The 21446-nt window shown below is 70.7% G+C and carries 16 protein-coding genes and 1 pseudogene; 8 read left to right on the plus strand and 9 right to left on the minus strand.

Annotation, left to right across the window (positions count from 1 at the left end):
* Nucleotides 1-186, minus strand: a pseudogene (locus tag ETD85_RS15735) (hypothetical protein); the annotation flags it as partial.
* A 152-nt stretch (nt 187-338) separates the two neighbouring features.
* Here ETD85_RS15735 and ETD85_RS15740 point away from each other — a divergent pair.
* Both ETD85_RS15740 and ETD85_RS15745 read left to right on the plus strand, forming a co-directional pair.
* Entirely contained in the window at nt 339-2687 is a 2349-nt protein-coding gene (locus tag ETD85_RS15740; RefSeq protein WP_138690453.1) for a sigma-70 family RNA polymerase sigma factor, read from the plus strand.
* A 186-nt stretch (nt 2688-2873) separates the two neighbouring features.
* Entirely contained in the window at nt 2874-4130 is a 1257-nt protein-coding gene (locus tag ETD85_RS15745) for an NYN domain-containing protein (RefSeq protein ID WP_138690454.1), read from the plus strand.
* 73 nt (nt 4131-4203) lie between these two features.
* Here the strand turns inward: ETD85_RS15745 and ETD85_RS15750 are convergent, their stop codons facing one another.
* Nucleotides 4204-4833 (minus strand): response regulator, encoded by a 630-nt coding sequence (locus ETD85_RS15750; RefSeq protein ID WP_138690455.1) that lies wholly within the window; start codon nt 4831-4833, stop codon nt 4204-4206.
* A 3-nt stretch (nt 4834-4836) separates the two neighbouring features.
* Entirely contained in the window at nt 4837-9015 is a 4179-nt protein-coding gene (locus ETD85_RS15755) for a HAMP domain-containing protein (protein WP_138690456.1), read from the minus strand.
* A 384-nt stretch (nt 9016-9399) separates the two neighbouring features.
* Between ETD85_RS15755 and ETD85_RS15760 the strand changes: the two genes are divergently transcribed.
* Nucleotides 9400-10680, plus strand: coding sequence for a PP2C family protein-serine/threonine phosphatase (locus ETD85_RS15760; protein WP_240779167.1), 1281 nt, complete (start codon nt 9400-9402; stop codon nt 10678-10680).
* Between the two features lie 38 nt (nt 10681-10718).
* Here the strand turns inward: ETD85_RS15760 and ETD85_RS15765 are convergent, their stop codons facing one another.
* The 3 genes from ETD85_RS15765 to rho all read right to left on the minus strand — a co-directional run bounded on the left by ETD85_RS15765 (nt 10719) and on the right by rho (nt 14876).
* Nucleotides 10719-12485 (minus strand): S9 family peptidase, encoded by a 1767-nt coding sequence (locus tag ETD85_RS15765; protein WP_138690457.1) that lies wholly within the window; start codon nt 12483-12485, stop codon nt 10719-10721.
* 162 nt (nt 12486-12647) lie between these two features.
* Nucleotides 12648-13670, minus strand: a complete 1023-nt coding sequence (locus tag ETD85_RS64650; RefSeq protein ID WP_206058334.1) for a putative RNA methyltransferase — start codon at nt 13668-13670, stop codon at nt 12648-12650.
* Nucleotides 13671-13772: 102 nt separating this feature from the next.
* A complete protein-coding gene (gene rho, locus ETD85_RS15775; protein WP_138690458.1) occupies nt 13773-14876 on the minus strand; it encodes a transcription termination factor Rho in 1104 nt (367 codons plus the stop codon).
* Nucleotides 14877-15279: 403 nt separating this feature from the next.
* On the opposite strand from rho, the gene ETD85_RS63120 reads away from it, so the two are divergent.
* From ETD85_RS63120 to ETD85_RS15785, 3 genes are read left to right on the plus strand one after another with little or no spacing between them, the layout of a single operon-like run.
* Nucleotides 15280-15420, plus strand: a complete 141-nt coding sequence (locus tag ETD85_RS63120) for a hypothetical protein (protein WP_170246695.1) — start codon at nt 15280-15282, stop codon at nt 15418-15420.
* 37 nt (nt 15421-15457) lie between these two features.
* Nucleotides 15458-16198, plus strand: a complete 741-nt coding sequence (locus ETD85_RS15780; RefSeq protein ID WP_240779168.1) for an MBL fold metallo-hydrolase — start codon at nt 15458-15460, stop codon at nt 16196-16198.
* Nucleotides 16199-16224: 26 nt separating this feature from the next.
* Nucleotides 16225-17091 carry a TolB family protein gene (locus tag ETD85_RS15785; protein ID WP_138690459.1) on the plus strand — a complete coding sequence of 289 codons (867 nt, stop codon included), beginning with the start codon at nt 16225-16227 and terminating at the stop codon, nt 17089-17091.
* A 24-nt stretch (nt 17092-17115) separates the two neighbouring features.
* Here the strand turns inward: ETD85_RS15785 and ETD85_RS15790 are convergent, their stop codons facing one another.
* Entirely contained in the window at nt 17116-19017 is a 1902-nt protein-coding gene (locus tag ETD85_RS15790) for a sensor histidine kinase (protein WP_138690460.1), read from the minus strand.
* A 62-nt stretch (nt 19018-19079) separates the two neighbouring features.
* Here ETD85_RS15790 and ETD85_RS15795 point away from each other — a divergent pair, with 62 nt between their 5' ends.
* Entirely contained in the window at nt 19080-19511 is a 432-nt protein-coding gene (locus tag ETD85_RS15795) for a hypothetical protein (protein WP_170246696.1), read from the plus strand.
* 1 nt (nt 19512) lies between these two features.
* On the opposite strand, the gene ETD85_RS15800 is transcribed toward ETD85_RS15795, so the two are convergent.
* The gene (locus tag ETD85_RS15800) at nt 19513-19905 is read right to left on the minus strand and encodes a hypothetical protein (protein WP_138690461.1); all 393 of its coding nucleotides are present in this window, start codon (nt 19903-19905) and stop codon (nt 19513-19515) included.
* 74 nt (nt 19906-19979) lie between these two features.
* Between ETD85_RS15800 and ETD85_RS15805 the strand changes: the two genes are divergently transcribed.
* On the plus strand, nt 19980-20507 hold the full coding sequence (locus tag ETD85_RS15805) for a DUF6886 family protein (protein ID WP_138690462.1): 528 nt from the start codon (nt 19980-19982) through the stop codon (nt 20505-20507).
* Here the strand turns inward: ETD85_RS15805 and ETD85_RS15810 are convergent.
* Nucleotides 20473-21444, minus strand: coding sequence for a ketopantoate reductase family protein (locus ETD85_RS15810; RefSeq protein WP_138690463.1), 972 nt, complete (start codon nt 21442-21444; stop codon nt 20473-20475). The genes ETD85_RS15805 and ETD85_RS15810 overlap by 35 nt on opposite strands.
* Between the last annotated feature and the right edge of the window lie 2 nt (nt 21445-21446).

Below are 21446 nucleotides of genomic sequence, written 5' to 3' on the forward strand. Positions count from 1 at the left end.
CGCCCGCGCCGCCCCGAGCGCCCAGCACGCGCGCGCCAGGTCGCGGCCCCCGCGCACGGCGTCGATCGCCCATTCCACCTCGGGCGCCCACCAGTCGTCCGCCGGCGACCACCCCGCCACCATGCTCGCGCAGCGCCAACGCGACATCATGTCCGCCCTGTCCTCCTCGCCGTCGCTCCCCGCCATGCGGCCTCCCCAGCGGACCCGCCCGCGCCGGACCACGGCAGCGCGGGCCCCTTTCGATCCGGCCTTTCAGGTAAAGACGCGAGCGCGGTTTAGTCATGACGGCGAATGCGGAATGATTGCGCGTGGCAACCCCGCGTAATCGTGAGGTCACTATGGGTGTCGAATCGCAGCAAAGCGATGGAGATCTTCTTCAGGAGGCAAGAGAGGGCAATGCCGCGGCGTACGGGCAGCTCTACGAGCGCCACGTCGCCGCGGCCCGTGCGCTGGCCAGGCAGCTGGTACGGGGTGCCGAGGTCGAGGACGTGGTCGCGGAGTCGTTCACGAAGATCCTCGACCTGGTGGGCAGGGGCGGCGGCCCCGACTCCGGCTTTCGCACCTATCTGCTGACCGTGGTGCGCCGCACCGTCTACGACCGCTCCAGGATCGAGAGCCGTCAGGTGACCACGGGGGAGATCGAGCAGTACGACCCGGGGGTGCCCTTCGTCGATCCCGCGCTCGTCGGGCTGGAGAAGTCGCTGATCGCCAGGGCCTACCTGTCGCTGCCCGAGCGCTGGCGGGCGGTGCTGTGGCACACCGAGGTGGAGCGGAGCAAGCCGGCCGACGTGGCGCCGCTGCTGGGCCTGTCGGCCAACGGCGTGGCCGCGCTCGCCTACCGCGCCAGGGAGGGGCTGCGGCAGGCGTACCTGCAGATGCATCTGGGCGTGCCGCCGCAGCACGAGTGCCGTCCCGTGCTCGGCAAGATGGGCGCCTACGTGCGGGGCGGGCTGGCCAGGCGCGACTCGAAGGCAGTGGACGAGCACGTGGGCGACTGCGAGGAGTGCCACGGGGTGCTGCTCGAGCTGACCGACGTCAACCGCGGCCTGCGCGTCATGGTCGGGCCGCTGATCGCCGGCCCGCTGTTCGGCGGTTACGCGGCGGCGCTGGCCAAGTCGGCGGCCGCGGGCGGCGGCGCGGGCGGCCTGCTGCGGGTGCTCTGGTGGCTGCGGCGGGTGCCCAAGTCCCAGCAGGGCGCGATGGCGGGCGGGATGGCCGTCGCGGTGGCCGCGGCGGTGGCGCTGGTGCTGGTCTCCACGGACGAGCCGATCAGGACGCCCCCGCCGCCCCCACCGGTCGCCCGGCCGTCCGCGTCGGTGCGCCCCGTCCCGGTGCCGCTGCCGCTGCCGCAGCCGAGCGAGGTGCCCGCGCGGGTGCCCGCCCCGGTCAAGGAGAAGAAGCCGGGCAAGGCCCGGCTGCGCGCGACGATCGACGCGCTCGGCGCACTCGTCCGCGCCCAGCCCGGCATCGTCGGCATGCGCCTGCGCAATTACGGCGACGGGCCGAGCGAGGAGCTGGCCGCGTACGTGGACCTCCCGGCGGGGGTGACGCTCATCCCGCCGGTCCGGCGCGGCCAGGGCGTCGCCGTGCTCGACCCCGTGGGCACGGTGGACGGCTGGGCGTGCCGGCCGTCGGGTCACGGCGCCCGCTGCGCCAGGCAGCCGCTGGCCGCGGGGCAGGGGACGGCGGTGTTCCTGCGGGTGCGGGTGGCGGAGGAGGCGCCGGGCGGCGCCGGCCCCGCCGTACGCGTGGACGCGGGCACGCTGCATCTCAAGGCGCGGGCCGAGCAGGGCGTGGTGACGACGGGAGCGCCCGCCAGGTTCGCCACCGACGGGAAGGTGACCGTCAGGGCGGTCGGCAACTCCCTGCTGAGCTGCCCGGAGGAGCGGGCGGGCTGCGAGGAGGCCCGCCGGCGCGAGGGCGACCAGCGCGACAACGACCTGTGGCCGATGACCGCGATCGACCGGGACGAAAATGCGAGCACCAAGGTCTCCAGCGGTGCCGAGCTGTCCCTGCCGAAGGGCGGCCAGGTCGTGTGGGCCGGGCTCTACTGGTCGGCGAGCGGTGAGCAGGCGGGGCCGATCAAGATCCGGCCGCCGGGGCGGCGCAAATATGTGACCATCCGGCCCAACGAGGTGGCGGTGCGCGAGCTGCCGCTGGGCCCGGTCTACCAGGCGTTCGCCGACGTCAGCGGGCTGGTCGGCAACGCGCGCAAGGACGGCACGTGGTGGGCGGCCGACGCCCCGCTGGAGGAGGGCGTCGCCCGTCATGCCGGATGGAGCCTGGTGCTGATCGTCACCGATCCCGCGGAGCCGTACAGCCAGGCCGTGGTGCTCGACACGGCCACCGTGATCGGCGGCGGGACCCGGCGCGTGCGGATCCCGCTGGGCGGGCTGAGCCCGGCCGCGGCGCCCGCCCGGGTCGAGCTGGTGACGTGGGAGGGGGACGCCGACCTCAAGGGTGACAAGGTCTCGCTCGGGTCCGGCGCGCTGACTCCCTCGGGCGGCGACCGCGATCTCACGAACGTCTTCGACGGCTCGTCGGGCGGCGTGGCGGAGATGACGTTCGGCGCCGACGTCGATACGGTCAGCGCTGAGCTCGGGGTGGATCCCGGCCTGACGATCGCCACGGACAAGGACGTGGTCCTGTTCGGGGTGGCCGCGCTGAGCGTGCGGGCGCGCTCGTGACCGCAAATGGGACAAACTGGTACGGTCTGCCTAAATGTCCAGGGGTGACGGCGGGGGCGGGTCGAATCGTCGGGATTAACCCTCGCGCGATCACCTGCTTTCATTACCCTGAGAGAGGGCCGCCGAGTCCGGTCTCTGACGGTGCAGAGCCAGCAAGGTCGGACCACCAGGAAAGGGGCGGTGTCAGTGGATCGCTGTGCGCTGTTCGTGGACGCTGGCTATCTGCTGGCTGATGGAGCGATGGCCGTGCACGGCACCCGTCATCGCGAAGCGGTTGCCTGGGACTACCCGGGGCTGCTCCAGCTGATGACCGGCCTGTCGCGCGAGCGCACCGGACTGCCGCTGCTGCGGTGCTACTGGTACGAAGCGACGGTCGAAGGCCGCCGCACGCCGGAGCACGACGCACTGGCCGACATACCCGGGCTCAAGCTCAGACTGTCGCGCATCAGGCCCGGCCGGCGCGAAGGCGTCGACGCCCAGGTGCACCGCGACCTGATGACCCTCGCCCGCAACAACGCCATCTGCGACGCGGTGGTCGTCAGCGGGGACGAGGACCTGGCGCAGGTCGTGTGCGACGCCCAGGACCTCGGCATCAGGGTGAGCGTGATCCACATCGCGGCCGACGGCGGCTGGGCCGTGTCGCGGTCGCTCCGCCAGGAGTGCGACGACCTGGTCGAGCTGGGGGCGGTGCACCTGCGCCCCTACGTCAGCCTCGTCACCGGCGTCCCCGAGTCCTCCAACGGGCACCAGCCGCTCAGCAACGGGCACGCCGCCCACTCGCTGCCGCCGGCCCCGCCCTCGCTCCCGCCCTCGACGTCCGCGTCCCTGCCGTCATTGCCGTCGCTGCCGCACACGCCGCAGGCCGGCGGCAGCCACGCGGCCGGCTCGCCCTCCAGCCAGCCCTCCTCCAACGGGTCCTCGCCGTCCTCGGGGCGCGGCCACTCGCCGACGCCGCCCGCGCTGCCGTCCTACACCAGCTACCAACAGGAGCAGCCGGCCTCCCCGCCGCCCGTCCCGCCGTCATCGGCGCCGGTGACCGGGCCCATCCAGGCGCAGCCGCAGTCGCAGCAGCAGTCGCCGAGCACAGGGCAGTTCTCCACGCCGTCCAGCGGGTCGTACCAGCCCTCGCAGCTCGGCCCGTACAGCGGGCCGCAGCCCGCGCCGGTCAACCCGCCGTCGGCCGCCACAGCGGGCGCCACGACCCTGGCCGACGCCGTCAAGGCCGCCCACCGGGAGGGCCACGACTTCGGCGACTCCGTCGCCCGCGACGCCCCGGCGCTGTGGCTGGAGGCGGTGCTCGCACGCAAGCCGCGCATGCCCTCCGACCTGGAGGCCCGGCTGTTGCAGGGGTCCTCGCTGCCGATCGACTTCCTGCTGCACGACGAGGTCAGGCACGCGCTGCGGCGCGGCTTCTGGGACGCCTTGGAACGCGCCCGCCACTGACCGGCCCATCCCGCAGCCGCAAACGCGACGACCCCGGACGCCTGTGAGACGTCCGGGGCCGGCGGGTAGGTGCTCAGGACAGCGCGTCGAACCCGGCACGCAGATGGGTCAGCCGGTCGGCCAGGTCGGCCAACGGCACGGCCAGCGCGGGATCCTGCGACTTGCGCGCCAGCTCCCGCACCCTGTCCAGCTCGTCCTCCACCACGGTCAGCCGCCGCGCCAGCTCCGGCAGCACGGAGGCGTGGTCGCCCGCCCCGGGCGGCAGCTCGCCGCTCACCCGGTCGCGCAGCAGCGACGCCTGCTCAGCCAGGCGCTTGTTCATGTTGTACAGCTCGGTGAACACCGACACCTTCGCCCGCAGCACCCACGGGTCGAACGGCTTGGTCAGATAGTCGACCGCGCCCGCCGCGTAGCCGCGGAAGGCGTAGTCGGGAGCGCTGTCCACCACGGTCAGGAAGATGATCGGGATGTTCCTGGTCCGCTCCCGCCGCTTGATGTGCGCGGCCGTCTCGAACCCATCCATCCCCGGCATTCGCACATCCAGCAGGATGAGCGCGAACTCCGTGTTGAGCAGCGCTTTGAGCGCCTCCTCGCCGGACCTGGCGCGTATGGGCACCAGGTCGAGAGAGCTCAGGATGGCTTCGAGAGCGATCAGGTTCTCCTCGCGGTCATCGACCAGGAGGATCTTGGCACGATCCGGCATCGATCACGACCCTTCGACAGATGAGTCGGACGCGGATCCCCGCCCGCGGCTGAGCCAGCCACGCAGGCGTTCGAGCAGGCGGTCCACGTCGACCGGCTTGGGTACGTAGTCGGAAGCGCCCGAGGCGATGCTCTTCTCTCGGTCGCCTCGCATGACCTTGGCGGTCAGCGCGATGATCGGCAGGTCCGCGAACTGAGGCATGCGGCGGATGGCCGAGGTCGTCGCCCAGCCGTCCATCTCCGGCATCATGATGTCCATCAGCACGAGCGCGACGTCCTCGTTCCGTTCGAGCTGCTCGATCCCTTCTCGCCCGTTTTCAGCGTAGACGACCGTGGACCCGTGCCGCTCCAGGACGCTGGTGAGCGCGAACACGTTCCGGATGTCGTCGTCGACGATGAGGATCTTCGCGCCGTTCAGCGGGTCGTCGCCCTGCCACTGGGTGGGCACCTCGGCCGGCGGCTCGACCAGCTCGGGCATCGACAGGTCCAGCGGCAGCGGCGGCTCGGGCGTCGAGGCGGAGGGCTCCTCGATCGGCGAGGCCATGAGCTGCCTGCGAGTGGCCACGCCGCCGTCGGTGGCGGCCAGCGGGCCGGTGTAGGAGGCCGGCAGGTAGAGGGTGAACGTGCTGCCCTTGCCCAGCTCGCTGTCCACGTGGATCTCGCCGCCCAGGAGGCGGGCGATGTCCCGGCAGATCGCCAGGCCCAGGCCCGTGCCGCCGTATTTCCGGCTGGTGGTCCCGTCGGCCTGCCTGAACGCCTCGAAGATGACGTCCCGCTTGTCGGGCGCGATGCCGATGCCGGTGTCGATCACGGAGAAGGCCAGCAGGTCGTCGGCCTCGTGCAGGGTGTCGTCGTCGAAGTCGACCCCGGCGGGCGCCTTCGAGACCCGCAGCTTCACCTCGCCCCGGGGGGTGAACTTCACCGCGTTGGACAGCAGGTTGCGCATCACCTGCTGCAGCCGCTGCTCGTCGGCGCGCAGCTCCTGCGGCACGTCGGACTCGACGTCCACGCTGAACGACAGCCCCTTGTCCTGCGCCAGCGGCGCGAACGCCGCCTCCAGCAGGTCGACCATCTTGGGCAGCGACACCTGGATCGGATGGATGTCCATCCGGCCCGCCTCGACCTTCGACAGGTCGAGCATGTCGTTGATGAGCTGGAGCAGCGCCGAGCCCGCGCTGTGGATCGTCCGGGCGAACTCGACCTGCTGCGAGGTCAGGTTGCCTTCGGCGTTCTCGGTCAGCAGCTTGGCCAGCACCAGCAGGCTGTTGAGCGGCGTGCGCAGCTCGTGGGACATGTTCGCGAGGAACTCGGACTTGTAGCGCGAGGACACCGCGAGCTGCTCGGCGCGCTCCTCAAGGGTGCGGCGGGCCTGCTCGATCTGGAAGTTCTGGATCTCGATCGCGCGGTTCTGCTTGGCCAGCAGCGCCGCCTTGTCCTCCAGCTCGGCGTTGGACCTGCGCAGCTCCTCCTGCTGGCGCTGCAGCTCGTCGGAACGCTCCTGCAGCTCGCGGGTCAGTCGCTGCGACTCCGTCAGCAGGTCTTCGGTGCGCGAGTTGGCGATGATCGTGTTCATCGTGACGCCGATGGTCTCGACGAGCTGCGTCAGGAAGTCGAGGTGCACCTCTCCGAACGGCGTGAACGAGGCCAGCTCCAGCACGCCGAGCACCCGGTGCTCGAACAGGATCGGCAGCACCACGATCTGCGCCGGCGTGGACTGGCTGAGCCCGCTGTCGATGGTGATGAACTGCGGCGGCACGTCGTCGAGGACGATGTGGCTGCCCTCGGCCGCCGCCTGCCCGACGATGCCCTCGCCGATCCCGAACCGCCGGCGCGGCCCCCTGTCGGGGCGTACGCCGTAGCCGCCGATCAGGACCAGCTCGTGGTCACCCTCGGGGTCGATGCCGTAGAAGGCGCCGTAGCGGGCCGAGACGAGCGGCGTCAGCTCGCTCATCGTCAGCTTGGCGACCTCCAGCAGGTCGCGGTGGCCCTGCATGAGCCTGGAGATGCGGGCCAGGTTGGACTTGAGCCAGTCCTGCTCCTGGTTGGCCTGGGTGGTCTCGCGGAGGTTGGCCACCATCGAGTTGATGTTGTCCTTCAGCTCCGCCAGCTCGCCCTGCGCCTCGACGGCGATCGAGCGGGTCAGGTCGCCGCGCGCCACGGCGCTGGTGACGGTCGCGATGGCGCGGATCTGGGTGGTGAGGCTGCCCGCCAGCTCGTTGACGCTCTCGGTGAGCCGCTTCCACGTGCCCTCGACGCCCTCGACCCGCGCCTGACCGCCGAGCTGGCCGTCGGAGCCCACCTCGCGGGCGACTCGGGTCACCTCGGAGGCGAACGAGGACAGCTGGTCGACCATCCGGTTGACGGTGGTCTTGAGCGCCAGGATCTCGCCCTGGGCGTCCACGTCGATCTTGCGGGTCAGGTCGCCGTTGGCGACCGCGGTGGTCACCTCGGCGATGTTGCGCACCTGGTAGGTCAGGTTGTTGGCCATCGAGTTGACGTTGTCGGTGAGGTCCTTCCAGACACCCGACACGCCCTTCACCCTGGCCTGGCCGCCCAGCTGGCCCTGCGTGCCCACCTCGCGGGCCACTCGGGTCACCTCGTCGGCGAAGGAGGACAGCTGGTCCACCATCGTGTTCAGGGTGTCCTTCAGCTGGAGGATCTCGCCCTGCGCGTCAACGGTGATCTTCTTCGACAGGTTGCCCTGGGCCACGGCGGAGGAGACCGCGGCGATCTGGCGCACCTGGGAGGTCAGGTTGTTGGCCATCGAGTTGACGTTGTCGGTGAGGTCCTTCCACACCCCGGACACGCCGCGCACCTGGGCCTGGCCGCCGAGCTGGCCCTCGGTGCCCACCTCGCGGGCGACTCGGGTCACCTCGGAGGCGAACGACGAGAGCTGCTCCACCATCGTGTTCATGGTCGACTTGAGCTCGAGGATCTCGCCCTGGGCGTCCACGTCGATCTTGCGGGTCAGGTCGCCGTTGGCCACCGCCGTCGTCACCTGGGCGATGTTGCGGACCTGGTAGGTCAGGTTGTTGGCCATCGAGTTGACGTTGTCGGTGAGGTCCTTCCATACGCCCGACACGCCCTTCACCTCGGCCCGGCCGCCCAGCTTCCCTTCGGTGCCGACCTCGCGGGCCACTCGGGTGACCTCGTCGGCGAAGGAGGACAGCTGGTCGACCATCGTGTTCAGGGTGTCCTTCAGCTGGAGGATCTCGCCCTGCGCGTCAACGGTGATCTTCTTCGACAGATTGCCCTGGGCCACCGCCGTCGCCACGGTCGCGATGCTGCGCACCTGCGAGGTGAGGTTGTTGGCCATGAAGTTGACGTTGTCGGTGAGGTCCTTCCAGACGCCCGACACGCCGGTCACCTGGGCCTGCCCGCCTAGCTGGCCCTCGGTGCCCACCTCGCGGGCGACTCGCGTCACCTCTTCCGCGAAGCCGGAGAGCTGGTCGACCATCGTGTTGACGGTGTTCTTCAGCTCGAACATCTCGCCCACCGCGTCGACCGTCACCTTGCGGCTCAGGTCGCCCTTGGCCACCGCGGTGGTCACCACGGCGATGTCGCGCACCTGCGCGGCCACGCGGGACGACATCGTGTTGACCGCCTCGGTGAGGTCGCGCCAGCTCCCGGACATGCCGCGCAGGTTGGCGCTGCCGCCCAGCCGGCCTTCCGTGCCCGCCTCGCGCGCCACCCTCGTGACCTCGGAGTTGAACAGCGCGAGCTGATCCACCATGCCGTTGATGGCCTTGCCCAGGCGGCGCACCTCGCCGCGGGCCGACCGGTCGAGGTCGATCCGCCGCGACAGGTCGCCCTTGGCCACCGCGTCGATCACGTCGGCGGCGCCGCTCACCGGGCTCACCAGGGCGTCGATCAGCATGTTGACCGACTCGACACTCTCCGCCCAGGCGCCGACCCCAGGCCCGGGCGTCAGGCGCTCGCTGAACCGGCCTTCCTTGACTACTTCTTTACGTACGCGCACCAGCTCGTTGGCCAGATGCTCGCGACGGTCGGCCACTTCGTTGAGCAGCAGCCGCACCTCGCTGAGTATGCCGGCGGGCGCATGAGGAACCCGACGCCGGAAGTCGCCGTCACGCCAAGAGAAGAGAGTCTCCAGGATAGGCACGAGATCCGACTCGGTATAGGTCCTCTCCTCCGGGCTTGGCGCGGCCTTGGCCGTGGTCATGGGGCCTCCTTCACTCGCGGCGGGCTCCGGCGAGTGATTCAAGTCTGTCACGATGAGTAGCTCGTAGTCCTGCCCTTGGATTTACCCCAAGTCAGCGGGAAGTGTGGTAGGCACGTGAGGATGACTGCTTCCCCGCACGCGGTGCTCGCTGCGACCTTTGCGCCAGGCGAGACCGCTGTGACGTCTGCGATGAGGTTCACGCGCGAAGTGATGACCGCGTGGGCCACCGGTGGCGTGCTCCATACTGCCGAACAAGTCGCGGGTGACTTGACGGAGCAGGTCGCTGACGAGCCATTTGAGGTGATCTGGAAGCATTTTGGGGATGCCGTACAGGTGGAACTGAGGCAGCGAAGCCTCTCGCAGAGTGATCCAAAAGCTCCCTCCGTGCACGTAGAGGAGTGGGGAGTCACCTTTGCGGGCGATTCCCGTGTCCATTGGGCAAGACTCACGCTACCTGGCTCTGCGGACAGGGTTGCCGCCGAATGGCTGGAGGAGAGCGCCAGAGGGCCGCACTGGCTGGGGTTCCTGGCTGACGCGAGTGACCTGCTGGCGGGCACTCTCGACCCCGACATGGTGCCCGCGATCATCGCCCAGGTGGTGGTGCCGCGGCTGGCGAGCTGGTGCGCCGTCTACACCTCCGACAATGCCGTCGGCCCGCTGCGGATGGTCTATCTGTGGCACGCCGACGAGGCCAGGATCGACGGCCTGCGCGAGCAGCTCGCCGACATGGACGTCGGCGCAGCCGACACCCGGGTCACGTCGGCGATCCACCTGCCCGACGCGCAGGTGCTCGCGGTCCCGCTGACGGCGCGCGGCCGCAGCCTGGGCATGATGTGCCTGGGCCGGCCCGACCGCTTCCCCGACGAGGTCATCCAGTTCGCCGAGGACATCGGCAGGCGTGCCGCGCTGGCCATGGACAACGCCCGGCTCTACGCCCAGCAGGCCGCCGCCAACCGCGCGCTCCAGCGCAGCCTGCTGCCGCCCAACGAGCCCGAGGTCCCCGGGCTCGACTACGGCGTCATCTACGAGCCCGCCGGCGAGGCCAACGAGGTCGGCGGCGACTTCTACGACCTGTTCAAGGCGGGCGACGACTCGTGGCGGTTCGCGATCGGCGACGTCTGCGGCACCGGCCCCGAGGCCGCCGCCGTGACCGGCCTCGCGCGCCACACGCTGCGGCTGCTGGCCCGCGAGGGGTACGGCGTGGCCGCCGTGCTCGGTCGGCTCAACCAGGCGATCCTGGAGGAGGGCGAACGGGCCAGGTTCCTCACGTTGCTGCACGGCGACATCACCCCCGTGGAGAGCGGGCTGGAGGTGCGCCTGGTGTCGGCGGGGCATCCCGAGGCGCTGCGGCTCAAGCCGAGCGGCAAGGTGGAGGCGGTGACCACCCCGCAGTCGCTGCTGGGGGTGTTCCACGAGGTCCTGTTCGAGGCCGACACCATCCACCTGGACCACGGCGACGTGCTGCTGGCCGTGACCGACGGGGTGACCGAGCGGCGCTCGGGCGGGCGGCTGCTCGACGACGAGGGCGGCCTGGGCAAGCTGCTGGCCGAGTGCGCGGGCCTGTCGGCCCGGGCGGTGGCCGAGCGCATCCGCAGGGGCGCCGCGGAGTTCGCCTCCGAGCCGAGCGCCGACGACCTGGCGATCGTGGTCCTGCGCGCCCGCTGACCTGCGACCGCGGTCGGGCGCGCCCGCCGGGGTCCCCGTCAATGGGTGATGATGTGCTTCCTGGCGAATTCGAGCTGCAGCGCGATCTGCGCGATCCGCTCGGAGACCACCAGGGAGCCCCGGATGGCGTCGTAGGTGTAGACCTCGTGCTCGCGCCCGTTCTCGGCGAGCATGGCCACGTATTTCTCGATCTGCCGCAGCGGGCAGCGCGTGTCGTTCTCGCCGGCGAGGATCAGCAGCGGGCTCTTCACCTGGTCCACGTAGGTGATCGGAGAGCTGGCCGCGTACCGCTCCGGCTGCTCGTCGGGCGAGCCGCCCAGCAGCGCGCGGTGGTAGGCCCGCAGGCTCTCCGCCTCGTCCTCGTAGGAGGTCTGGTGGCAGGCGATGGGCACCGCCGCGATGCCGGCCGTCCACAGGTCCGGCTGGGTGCCGAGGCCGAGCAGCGTGAGGTAGCCGCCCCACGCCGAGCCCGCCAGCACCATCCGGCAGGGGTCGGCGATGCCCCGGTCGACCACCCACTGGCGTACGGCGGCCACGTCGGCCAGCTCGATGTGGCCGACGTCGCCGTGCAGCGCGTCGCGCCAGGCCGAGCCGTAGCCGGTCGAGCCGCGGTAGTTGACGCGTACGACCGCGAAGCCCGCGTCCACCCAGGCCGCCACCTCGGGTGAGAAGGAGTCGCGGTCGTGTGCCGTCGGGCCGCCGTGCAGCAGGAAGACCGCCGGGAACGGCGCGGCGCCGACCTCCGGCTTGGAGACCAGCGCGTGGATGCGGCCGCCGGGGCCCTCGACGTCCACGTCCTCGACCGGCACGCTCGGCGGCGCGGCCGGGCCGCTGGCGTTGACCACGACCTGGCCGGTGCTCGATCGGATGACCGGCGGCCGGGAGGCGCTGGACCAGGAGTATTCGACGTGGCCGCCGGGCCGGGGCGCCGCCTCGTCGATCACGCCGTGCGGGGTGTCGATGAGGGTCAGGCCGCCGCCCGCGAGGTCGTAGCGGTGCAGGTAGCTGCGGGCCCGGTCGTCGCGCAGGATGAGCAGGCCGCGGCCGTCGTCGTACCACTCGGCCGCGAGGTCGCCCGAGTCCTTCAGCCAGATCTCGCGCTGCTCGCCGGTCGCCGGGTCCCAGACCAGGGGCTCGTGGCGGTGGCGGCGTTCGTGCAGGGCGAGCAGGCGCCGGTCGCCCGCGACCGGGGCGAAGCTCAGGCCGATCACGCCCTTGCTCGGGCCGTCGTGCAGCTCGCCGACCGTCTCGCCGCTCTGGCGGACCACCCGTAGCGCCGGGTGGCGGAAGTCGCCGTACTCGCCGTGGTTGATCGCGATCAGGGAGCCGTCGAGCGACATGGCGGCGACCCAGGCGGCCTCGGTGTTCTCGTACAGCAGGCGGTCCGTGCCGCCGTTCTGGACCAGGTGGATGCGGAACGAGCCGCCGCTGGCCAGGCTGATCGCCGCGACGCCCGTCGTGGACAGCGCGATGCCGCCGGGCTGGCCGGGCGGCAGGCCGGGGGCGACGGGCTCGTCGGGCCCGCCGGTGAACGGCTGGCGCATCCATCCGCCGAACTCGTCCCCGTCGGTGTCGGCGAACCAGTAGATCCACTGGCCGGTGGGGTCGATGGCGGCGTACGCGGTGCCCTTGGGCCTGTCGGTGACCTGGCGGGTGGCGCCCGTCACGCGGTCCCAGGCGTAGACCTCCCACGTGCCAGTGGCGTTGGAGCGGTAGACGGAGCGGTTCGGGGCCTGGCGCGCCCAGGACGGCAGCGTCATGCGCGACGCCCGGAACCTGGCCTGCCAGCGTTCCTCCGCCTTCATCCGGCGCGCCCCCTCCCTTTGAAGTCCCGCGCCTCCGGGCGAGGGATGCCGTCCAGTATTGCGCCTGCGTCGGGGAAATACTTGGAGAATGTGGGGGAATTTCGGACTAAATGCCCCATCAGTAACACCAGTCGCACATGCCCGTCAAGAAACGGGTCTTGATCAGCGGGCCGGCTCGAAGGTAGACAGATGAAAAGCCGCTCGGGTAACTACTTTTTGTTGGCTATTCGCGACATTCCGCGAGACATATCCCGCGATTCGCGCATCCAGCTCCGCCGCGTCGGTATGCCATGCGCTCGGGCCCATCCCGATGACCTGCGCGATGTCCTCATGACCCAGCTCCATCTCGAACTCGATCGAGCGCCGCCCGGTCTCCGCGAAGCCCTCCAGGCTGCGCGCGACCCTGCGGTCCTTCTCCTCGTCCACGGAGAGCAGTCCGAGCTCCTCGACCAGCGGGCTCAGGTGCGTCCTGGCAGGCGTGACGACCACCACCACTCCACCGGGCCGCAGGATCCTGCCGAACTCCGGCCCGTTCCTGGGCGCGAACACGTCGATCACCACATCGGCCACCCCGTCCCGGATCGGGAGCGGCCGCCACACGTCCGCCACGAACGCCCCCATCCTCGGATGCGCCCGCGCCGCCCTGCGTACAGCGTGCTTGGACACATCGAAAGCCATCCCGACGCCATCGTTGACCGCGTTGAGCGCGGCCACCAGGTAGTGTCCGGTGCCCGCGCCGGCGTCGACGATCACCGGCGCGGCCCTGCCCGCCGCGCGACGATCATCGACGAACACCGGCTGCCGCGCGGGACCTCCTGGCCCCATGCCGTAACCGGCCTCCACTCCAGCCCCACGGTACGCCCTAAGCTCCGCGCCGTCATTCGTTTCGGTAGAGGACTCATGTTCTGTTGGAACGTTCTCCGCCCCTGTGCACGCCCGCACACTTTCCGCCACGGCGGCGGTCAGGGGAGCGTAATGCCCGGCGTCGAGGAAGGCGGCCCGCGCGGCCACCATCGCCGCGCTGTCGGCGGTGCCGGGCGGCCTGGAGCCGACCAGCAGGCTGACGTATCCCTGCCTGGCCACGTCGAACGCGTGCCCTTGCGCGCATCGCAGCGCGGAGCCGCCGAGCCGCACGCCGGAGCGGCAGACGGGGCAGATCAGGTAGTCGACGATGTCAGCCAGCATGGGCCCATTCTCCTGGGCGGGGGCCGCACGCCAGGCGCCGGCCTTCAAGAGGACGCCAGGCGCCGGCCTTCAAGGAGGACGTCAGCGGCCTCTAGGAGGACCTCAGGCGCCGGCCTCAAGGAGGAACGCGGCGTTGGAGGAGGTGGAGCGGAGCTTGCCGATGAGGACTTCGAGCCCCTGCTGCTTGTCGAGCGAGGTGAGCATCCGGCGCAGCCGCCAGATCACCTGCCGCTCCTCGGGGTGCAGCAGGATCTCCTCGCGCCGCGTCCCCGAGGCGTCGAGGTCCACGGCCGGGAACAGCCGCCGCTCGGCCAGGTCCCTGGCGAGGTGCAGCTCCATGTTGCCGGTGCCCTTGAACTCCTCGTAGAGGTTGTTGTCCATCCGCGACCCCGTGTCCACGAGGGCGGTGGCGAGGATGGTGAGCGAGCCGCCGCCCTCGACGTTGCGCGCGGCGCCGAAGAAGCGCTTGGGCGGGTACAGCGCGCGGGCGTCGATGCCACCGGTCAGCACGCGCCCGCCGCTGGGCGCCAGGTTGTTGTAGGCGCGGCCCAGCCGCGTCAGGGAGTCCAGCAGCACCACCACGTCGCGTCCGGCCTCCACGAGCCGCTTGGCGCGCTCGATGGCCAGCTCCGCGATGGCCGCGTGGTCGCGGTCGGGATGGTCGAAGGTCGAAGAGAAGACCTCGCCGTCGATCGAGGCGCGCATCTCGGTGACCTCCTCGGGCCGCTCGCCCACCAGGAGGACCATGAGGTGCACCTCGGGGTGGTTGCGGACGATCCCGGCGGCCAGCGCCTGCAGGACCATGGTCTTGCCGGCCTTGGGCGGCGCCACGATGAGGCCGCGCTGCCCCTTGCCGATGGGCGCGAACAGGTCGATGACGCGGGTGCTGAGCGACTCGGTCTCGATGTTGAGCCGCTCGGTCGGGTGCACGGGGGTGAGGTCGGCGAAATGGGGGCGGCCCCGCCACTGCGTGGCGCCGTTGACCGACTCGACGCCGATGAGCTTGCTGCCCGCGAAGGAGGCGACGATCTCGTCGCCGGCCCGCAGGTCGTACTGCCGGACCCGGTCGGGCGGCAGCCGTACGTCGGCCGAGCTCGGAAGGTGTTCGGCCCGGAGGAACGCGGAATTGTCGCGAACGTCCAGAAGCCCCGTCACCTGCCGGATCGGCACGCCCGTACGCTGTTCAGGAATGGTTTGTACAGACATGATGAAACCCCTTGGGGGAGTACGCCGAAACCCAGCACGGGCCGGCGGGTAATGAAGGAAGCCGGGCCCCTCAACTCGGGGCGGGGCGACACATGAAGAGCAGCGGAGCTTTCGAGCTCAACGCTTGATGGCAAGATACCACACGCTCTGACCTACCCAACGCCTAGCCCTCTTGGACTATTCCCGGGCGGTTCTCGTGTCTTCTTCAGCGAACACGCGGCAAAGCGCGTGACAATGGTTTTCTCGGCACCGTCCTGCGAGGAAAATTACCGCGGCCGGTGTATCGCAGGACACAGAACCCGCATCCGTGCAGCGTCATCGTGTCAAGTGACATGCAGGATCCCTGCAACTCGGTGGGGGTTCCATAGGACCACCAGAAAGAACTCCTTGGGGGAGCGACACCATGAAGACCGTCAACTGCCCGCGGTGCCACCACGAGCTCGACGAAGGCCCGATCATGTACAGGTGCGCCCACTGCTGCCGCGCCGTCTACGCCGCCGACCTCGAGAACGAGTACGTCCCGGCCCAGCCCGTCGCCGCCTGACCGCGCCCGGCTCCGGGCGGCCCCGTACTCTGATGCGGTGCCGCATCAACCGATAACCGTGTCCGGCGTCGAGGTGACACCCCTCTGTGACGCCGTGGGCCCGATGGGAGCGGCGATCCGCCGCCCGCTCGACGAGATGTTCCCCGGCTCGGGGCTCCAGGACGAGCCGTGGGTCCTGCACTTCCACTGCTATCTCCTGCGCGACGCGGCAGGCCGCCTGACCCTGGTCGACACCGGCATCGGCGGCCACGACTCCCCCGCGTCCAGCTGGGCGCCGGTTCCCGGCACGCTGGCCGGTGAGCTCGCCGCGGCCGGCGTCACGCCCGCCGAGATCAGCACCGTCATCCTGACCCACCTGCACAGCGACCACGCCTCGGGCGCGGTCACGGACGGCGGCCCGGCCTTCGAGAACGCCCGCTACGTGCTCCAGCAGGACGAGCTGGACGCGGCCAAGGGCGCGATGCTCGACCAGGTCGTCGCCAGGATCAAGGACCGGTTGCACGTCGTCGACGGCGACGCCGAGGTCGCGCCCGGCATCCACGTGCACTCCGCGCCGGGCCACACCCCCGGGCACCAGATCGCCAGGACCGGCGACCTCGCCATGACCGGCGACCTCGTGCTCCACCCGGTGCAACTGGCCGACCCGAGCATCCGCTACCTCTATGACGACGACCACGAGGCGGCCGGGCGCACCCGCGCCGAGGTGCTCGGCGGGCTCAGGGCCGAGCGGGCGATTCTCGCCACGGCTCACTTCAGCGAGCCGTTCCTGCGCCTTTGACAGGTTTCCCGGCAACATGTGTGTCCATGAAGATTCGCGTTGTGGCCGGTGTCGCACTCGGCGCCGCACTGGTGATCCCCTCCGCCGCGTCAGCGTCCGCGGCACCCGAGCTGTCGGGCGCCGCCGTCTATGCGAGCACGGGCAACCAGCTCAGCCGGTACGAAGCGGGCGAATGGAGCACGCTCGCCAAGACAGGCACCATGCCGCAGTTCTCCGCCTCACCCGACGGCAAGAAGGCCGCCTGGGTGACGGCGGGCGGCAAGCTCCAGATCAAGCAGGATGGCAGGACCACGACCGTCGTGTCCGGGCTCCAGGGCGGCACGCCGTGCCTGACCCCGGTCTGGTCGCCTGACTCGGCCAGGGTGGCGTACGCGGCCGGAAGCACGATCATGTCGGTCAAGGCGGACGGCAGCGGCGCCCCGCGCAAGCTGGGCGCCTCCGCGGGCGTCTGCCACCTGGCCTGGTCGGCGAACGGCCGTTACGTCGCCGGCTACAGCGGCGAGGCCGACGCCCTCTACCGGCTCGACGTCACCACCGGGAAGTCCGCCAAGGCCAAGGGCGTCAAGCTCGTCACCCACCTGCAGAGCCTGTCGCCCGACGGCCGCAAGGCGGTCGTGGAGTTCCCCCAGCACCCCGACGCGCTGGGTGACGGCAGCTGGCCGACGTACTTCAAGCCGGTCGTCGTGGACATGGTGACGGGCAAGCGGCAGAGCCCGGCGGTCAAGGGCAAGCTGCTCGGGGCGTTCTATCTGGCCGACGGCCGGCTGGTCGTCAGGGTCGGCGGCGCGCAGCACAACACGCTGGTCGTGCTCGACGGCGCGGGCAAGGAGGTCCAGCGGGTCGCCGAGCCCGCCAAGGCGCGCAAGCTGGCGCTGCTGCAGGTGCTGCCGTAGCCGCCTGACGCGGCCTCCCTGGGCCTACCGCCCGCTCAGCGCGGGCTGGTCGGCCAGGAGGGCGGCCGGCAGGGCCACCATCGCGGTCAGGCCGCCGTACGGCGAGGGCGCGAGGGTGACCTTCACCCCGTGCCTGGCCGCGAGCCGGCCGACCACGAAGAGCCCCAGCCGGTCGCTCTGCGCCAGGTCGAACTCCGGCAGCTTGGACAGCCGCTCGTTGAGCTCGTCGAGCTCGACGCGCGGCAGGCCCAGCCCGCGGTCCTCGATCTCGATCATGAGGCCGTGGGAGGTGACGGAGCTGCGCACGTCCACCCTGGTCTGCGGTGGCGAGAAGAGCGTGGCGTTCTCGACCAGCTCGGCCAGCAGGTGGGCCACGTCGGTGACCGTCGCGCCCAGCAGCGAGACGGGCGGCGGCTGGAGCACCTCGACCCGCTCGTACTCCTCCACCTCGGCGACGGCCGCGCGCATCACGTCGAGTATCGGCACCGGGTTGCGCCAGCTGCGCCCCGGGGCCTGGTCGGACAGGATGATGAGGCTCTCGGCGTGCCTGCGCATGCGGGTGGTGAGGTGGTCGAGCTTGAACAGGTCCGCCAGCGCCTCGGGCTCCTCCGTCGCGCGCTCCATGCTGTCGAGCTGGAGCAGCTGCCGGTGCAGCAGCGACTGGTTGCGCCTGGCCAGGTTCACGAAGACCTGGCTGACGCCGTGCCGGAGCCTGGCCTGGCTCACCGCGGCCTGGACGGCCGTGGACTGCACGTCGTTGAACGCCTTGACGATGTCGTCCACCTCGGACGTGTGCGTCTTGACCACGACGGGCGCGACCTCGGCAGGGGTGGGGGCGGACACGTTCGTGCGCAGCCGCCTGACCAGCCCGGTCAGCCGGACCTCCGCCAGGTCCGTGGCGGCGTCGCGCAGCCCGGCCAGCTCGCGCACCAGGCGCTTGCGGAAGCGGAGCGAGAGCATGATGGAGGCGATGACGGCGATCAGGCCCACGCCGCCCGCCACGCCGATCTTGATGAGCATGCCGATGGCCGCCGGGGTGACCCGCTCCGTGATGTCCCGCACGGCCGCGGCCTGGTTGCGCTCGACCGTCTTCCACAGGTTCTGGGCGTCGATGGGCCACGTCGCCGCCGTGGCCGGCAGCCCGGTGGTGGCCGCCTGCCCCCTGATCCCGTCCTCGGCCTCCAGGAACTCCTTGTAGACCGGCGAGGCGGCCATCTTCCCGTACGGCCCGCGCAGGTTGCCGTCCAGGTGCGAGAGCGCCTGGGTGTAGAGCAGCCGCCTGGTGGCGACCATCCCCGTGAACGCCTCCCGCTCCCTGTCCTCCACCCTGCCCCTGGCGAGCACGATCGCGATCACGGCCCGTTCCCTGGACAGCACGTCCTTGGCCTCGCCGAGCATGGTCACCGCTTTGGCCTGCTGGTAGAGGGCCATGTCGGGCACCAGGACCATGGCGTCGTACATGCGGAACGAGGCGTCCACGATCTGGCTGTAGCCGTCGATGACGTCGAGCGGCGCGACGGCGGTGCCGTCCACCTCGCGCCGGACGTCCACGAGCTGGTCGAGCTTGCCGTTCAGTGCGGTGAGCTGCACGGTCATCTCGGGTGAGAGGTCGCGCAGGTTCTTGGAGAGATTGCGGAAGGCGGTGACCGCCCGGTCGGTCTCGCCGCGCTGCTTGGCCAGCTTGGCCGCGCCCTCGGCGGTGACCAGGAACTCCACGGAGGTCAGCCGCTCGTTCTGCAGCTCGATGTTCACCCGCTCCGACGGGGTGGCCAGGTTGGTGGCCAGCTCGTTGATCGCCAGCAGGCGCAGGCCGTCACCGCCGGTCAGGCCCGCGGCGAACGCCCACAGCCCGACGAGGGACAGCAGGGGGACCATCAGAAGGATGAGGAGTTTGAGCGCGATGGGGCGGCCACGCGTGGGGGGCATGCGACCTCCGGGTGCATGATGAGATCGCCTCGCAGAGTACACCCCCCTTTGGAAGGATTTCTGTGCGTCTTCCGCGTTCTTTCTCCGGCTGGACCATCGCGGTCTTCGGCTTCCTCGCCTTCGCGCTCGGCCTCCTCGGGCTGATCTCGCCGGAGACCCTGCTGGTCATGCTGGGTTTCGAGGTGCTCGATGCACGTCCCGCCGGTGACTACACCCTGGTCTACATGGCCGCTTCGTCGATGGCCGCGGTGAACATGGGCGTTTATTACGTCTTCGCGGCATCCGCGAACTACACGCCGTTCTTCCGGTGGACCGTGCCGTTCCGGCTCGTCACGTTCACGGTCTTCACCACGCTGGTGCTGACCGGGGCCGCGCCCGCCAAGTTCTTCGGCGTCGGGCTCTGGGAGGGCCTCGGCGCGGTGATCACGGGATTCGCACTCTGGCGGGAGGGCAGCCTGCTGCCCTCCCGCCAGAACGCCGCCCAGCCAACCTGACCTACGGCGTGGTGTCCGCGGAGCCGCGGGCGACGAGGTGGTCGCCCGGCTCCGGTTCGTGCGCGGCCTTCCGCTCCTGCTCGAGCTTCCGGTCGCGTTCGAGCTTCCGCTCGAGATCGCGCTTCTCGTCCTCCAGCTGGGCCACCCGGCTGGAGGCCTCGGCCCTGGCACTGCGCAGCTTGCGACGACGCTTGGCAGTCCTGCGCGACCCCGCGCTCATCAGCCAGAGACCCAGCAGCAGGACCGCCGCTGCGGCCGCTCCCGCCAGGAACATCTCCACGTGATTGAGCTCGAAGGTGTAGCCGAACAGGATGTACCGGGCGGTGTCCTCGGTGAGGACCAAGGTCACTGCGCCGCCGGCAAGCAAGACCAGGAGCAGCCCTAGAAAGATCATCCAACTCACCCCTTGTCGTAAGAGCGACGTTCCACTGCCCTTTCGGCGGCGGGGTATGCGCCATGATTGCGTTCATGAGGCCAGAGCCGGGCGAGGTCCTGCACTTCTCCGAGGACCCCACGATCGAGCGGTTCGTGCCGCACGTGGCGAAGACGTCGAGCAAGCGCGAGCCGTACGTCTGGGCGGTCGGTCACGAGCGCTGCCCCGACTACTGGTTCCCGCGTGCCTGCCCGCGGGCGATGGCCTGGACGGGGCCGCGGACCACCGAGGAGGACAGGACCCGGATCGTCGGCTCCGGCTGCGGCGACCGGGTCCACGCCATCGAGTACGGCTGGCTCAAGGCGCTCATGGACGTGCGGCTGTTCGCCTACCGGCTGCCCGCCGACGACTTCGCGCCCATCGGCGACCCGCCGCACGCCGTGGTCTCGACGGTCCCCGTGGTGCCGCTGGGCCCGCCCGAGCCGGTCGGCGACCTGTTCGAGCTGCACGAGGAGGCGGGCATCCAGCTCAGGGTGCTGGCCAACCTGTGGCCGTTCTGGAACGAGGTGACGGCCAGCACCCTGGAGTTCAGCGGGATCCGGCTGCGGAACGCTCGTCGATGAGCGCCACCAGCGTCTCCAGCGGCATCGAGCGCGGCGGCAGCTTCTCGGCGGCGAACCTGTTGGCCTCGCGCCGCAACACCTCGTTGGCCGGCGTGGGCACGCCGTGCTGCCGCCCGAGCAGGACGATCTCGCCGTTGAGGTAGTCGGCCTCGATCGAGCCGCTGCCCCTGGCCAGGCTCTGCCACGACGATCCGCCGCCGCGCGTGACGCCCTCGATCGGGCGGACGTCCACCAGGTGGCCGCGGGCCTCGGTCTCGTCCTGGGCCGTGGAGTAGGGGATGCCGGCCCGGTCGAGCACGGTCTCGGCCTCGGCCTTGACCCGGTCGATCAGCGCCGCCGCGCCGGGCCCGGAGCCGATGAGGGCGTCCACGGCGTTGGCGAGGTTGCCGATCAGCTTGCCATACTTCCAGCGCATCACGTCGGGCGAGGTCCGCGCCACGAGGCCGCGCTTGCCGAGGTCGTTGACGATCTGCTCGGTGAGGTCGTCCACACCCTGTGGATAACGGCCGACGTGCAGCATGCCGGAGTTCGGATATGCGTGCGCGGCCACGACCCCGGGCTCCAGGTGCTGGGCGGGCAGCCACACGCACATGCCGTAGACATGCTCGAACCGCCGCAGGACCGTGCGCTCGTTGTCCACGCCGTTCTGGGCGCACACCACGGGCAGGTCGGCGGGCCAGGGTGCCAGTGCGGCGATCGTGTCCTGGGACTTGGTGGCCAGGATGAGCACGTCGTCGTCGCGGGTGGGCACGGGGCCGTCGGCGGCGGGGATGTCGAGGGTCTCGGAGGATTCGGGGGTGATCAGGCGCAGGCCGTCACGTCTCAGCGCCTCGTAGTGGGCGCCTCTCGCGATGAGAACGACGTCGTGCCCGCCTTGGTACAGGCGGGCACCGATGGTTCCCCCAACTGCTCCTGCTCCGATCACTATGTAGCGCATTG

The sequence above is a fragment of the Nonomuraea zeae genome, assembly GCF_005889725.1.
Lineage (GTDB): Bacteria > Actinomycetota > Actinomycetes > Streptosporangiales > Streptosporangiaceae > Nonomuraea > Nonomuraea zeae.

Coding starts and splice junctions, on each gene's coding strand:
- ETD85_RS15740 (WP_138690453.1), top strand. CDS start 339: ATGGGTGTCGAATCGCAGCAAAGCGATGGAGATCTTCTTCAGGAGGCA.
- ETD85_RS15750 (WP_138690455.1), bottom strand. CDS start 4,833: ATGCCGGATCGTGCCAAGATCCTCCTGGTCGATGACCGCGAGGAGAAC.
- ETD85_RS15755 (WP_138690456.1), bottom strand. CDS start 9,015: ATGACCACGGCCAAGGCCGCGCCAAGCCCGGAGGAGAGGACCTATACC.
- ETD85_RS15765 (WP_138690457.1), bottom strand. CDS start 12,485: ATGAAGGCGGAGGAACGCTGGCAGGCCAGGTTCCGGGCGTCGCGCATG.
- ETD85_RS64650 (WP_206058334.1), bottom strand. CDS start 13,670: ATGCTGGCTGACATCGTCGACTACCTGATCTGCCCCGTCTGCCGCTCC.
- rho (WP_138690458.1), bottom strand. CDS start 14,876: ATGTCTGTACAAACCATTCCTGAACAGCGTACGGGCGTGCCGATCCGG.
- ETD85_RS63120 (WP_170246695.1), top strand. CDS start 15,280: ATGAAGACCGTCAACTGCCCGCGGTGCCACCACGAGCTCGACGAAGGC.
- ETD85_RS15785 (WP_138690459.1), top strand. CDS start 16,225: ATGAAGATTCGCGTTGTGGCCGGTGTCGCACTCGGCGCCGCACTGGTG.
- ETD85_RS15790 (WP_138690460.1), bottom strand. CDS start 19,017: ATGCCCCCCACGCGTGGCCGCCCCATCGCGCTCAAACTCCTCATCCTT.
- ETD85_RS15800 (WP_138690461.1), bottom strand. CDS start 19,905: ATGATCTTTCTAGGGCTGCTCCTGGTCTTGCTTGCCGGCGGCGCAGTG.
- ETD85_RS15805 (WP_138690462.1), top strand. CDS start 19,980: ATGAGGCCAGAGCCGGGCGAGGTCCTGCACTTCTCCGAGGACCCCACG.
- ETD85_RS15810 (WP_138690463.1), bottom strand. CDS start 21,444: ATGCGCTACATAGTGATCGGAGCAGGAGCAGTTGGGGGAACCATCGGT.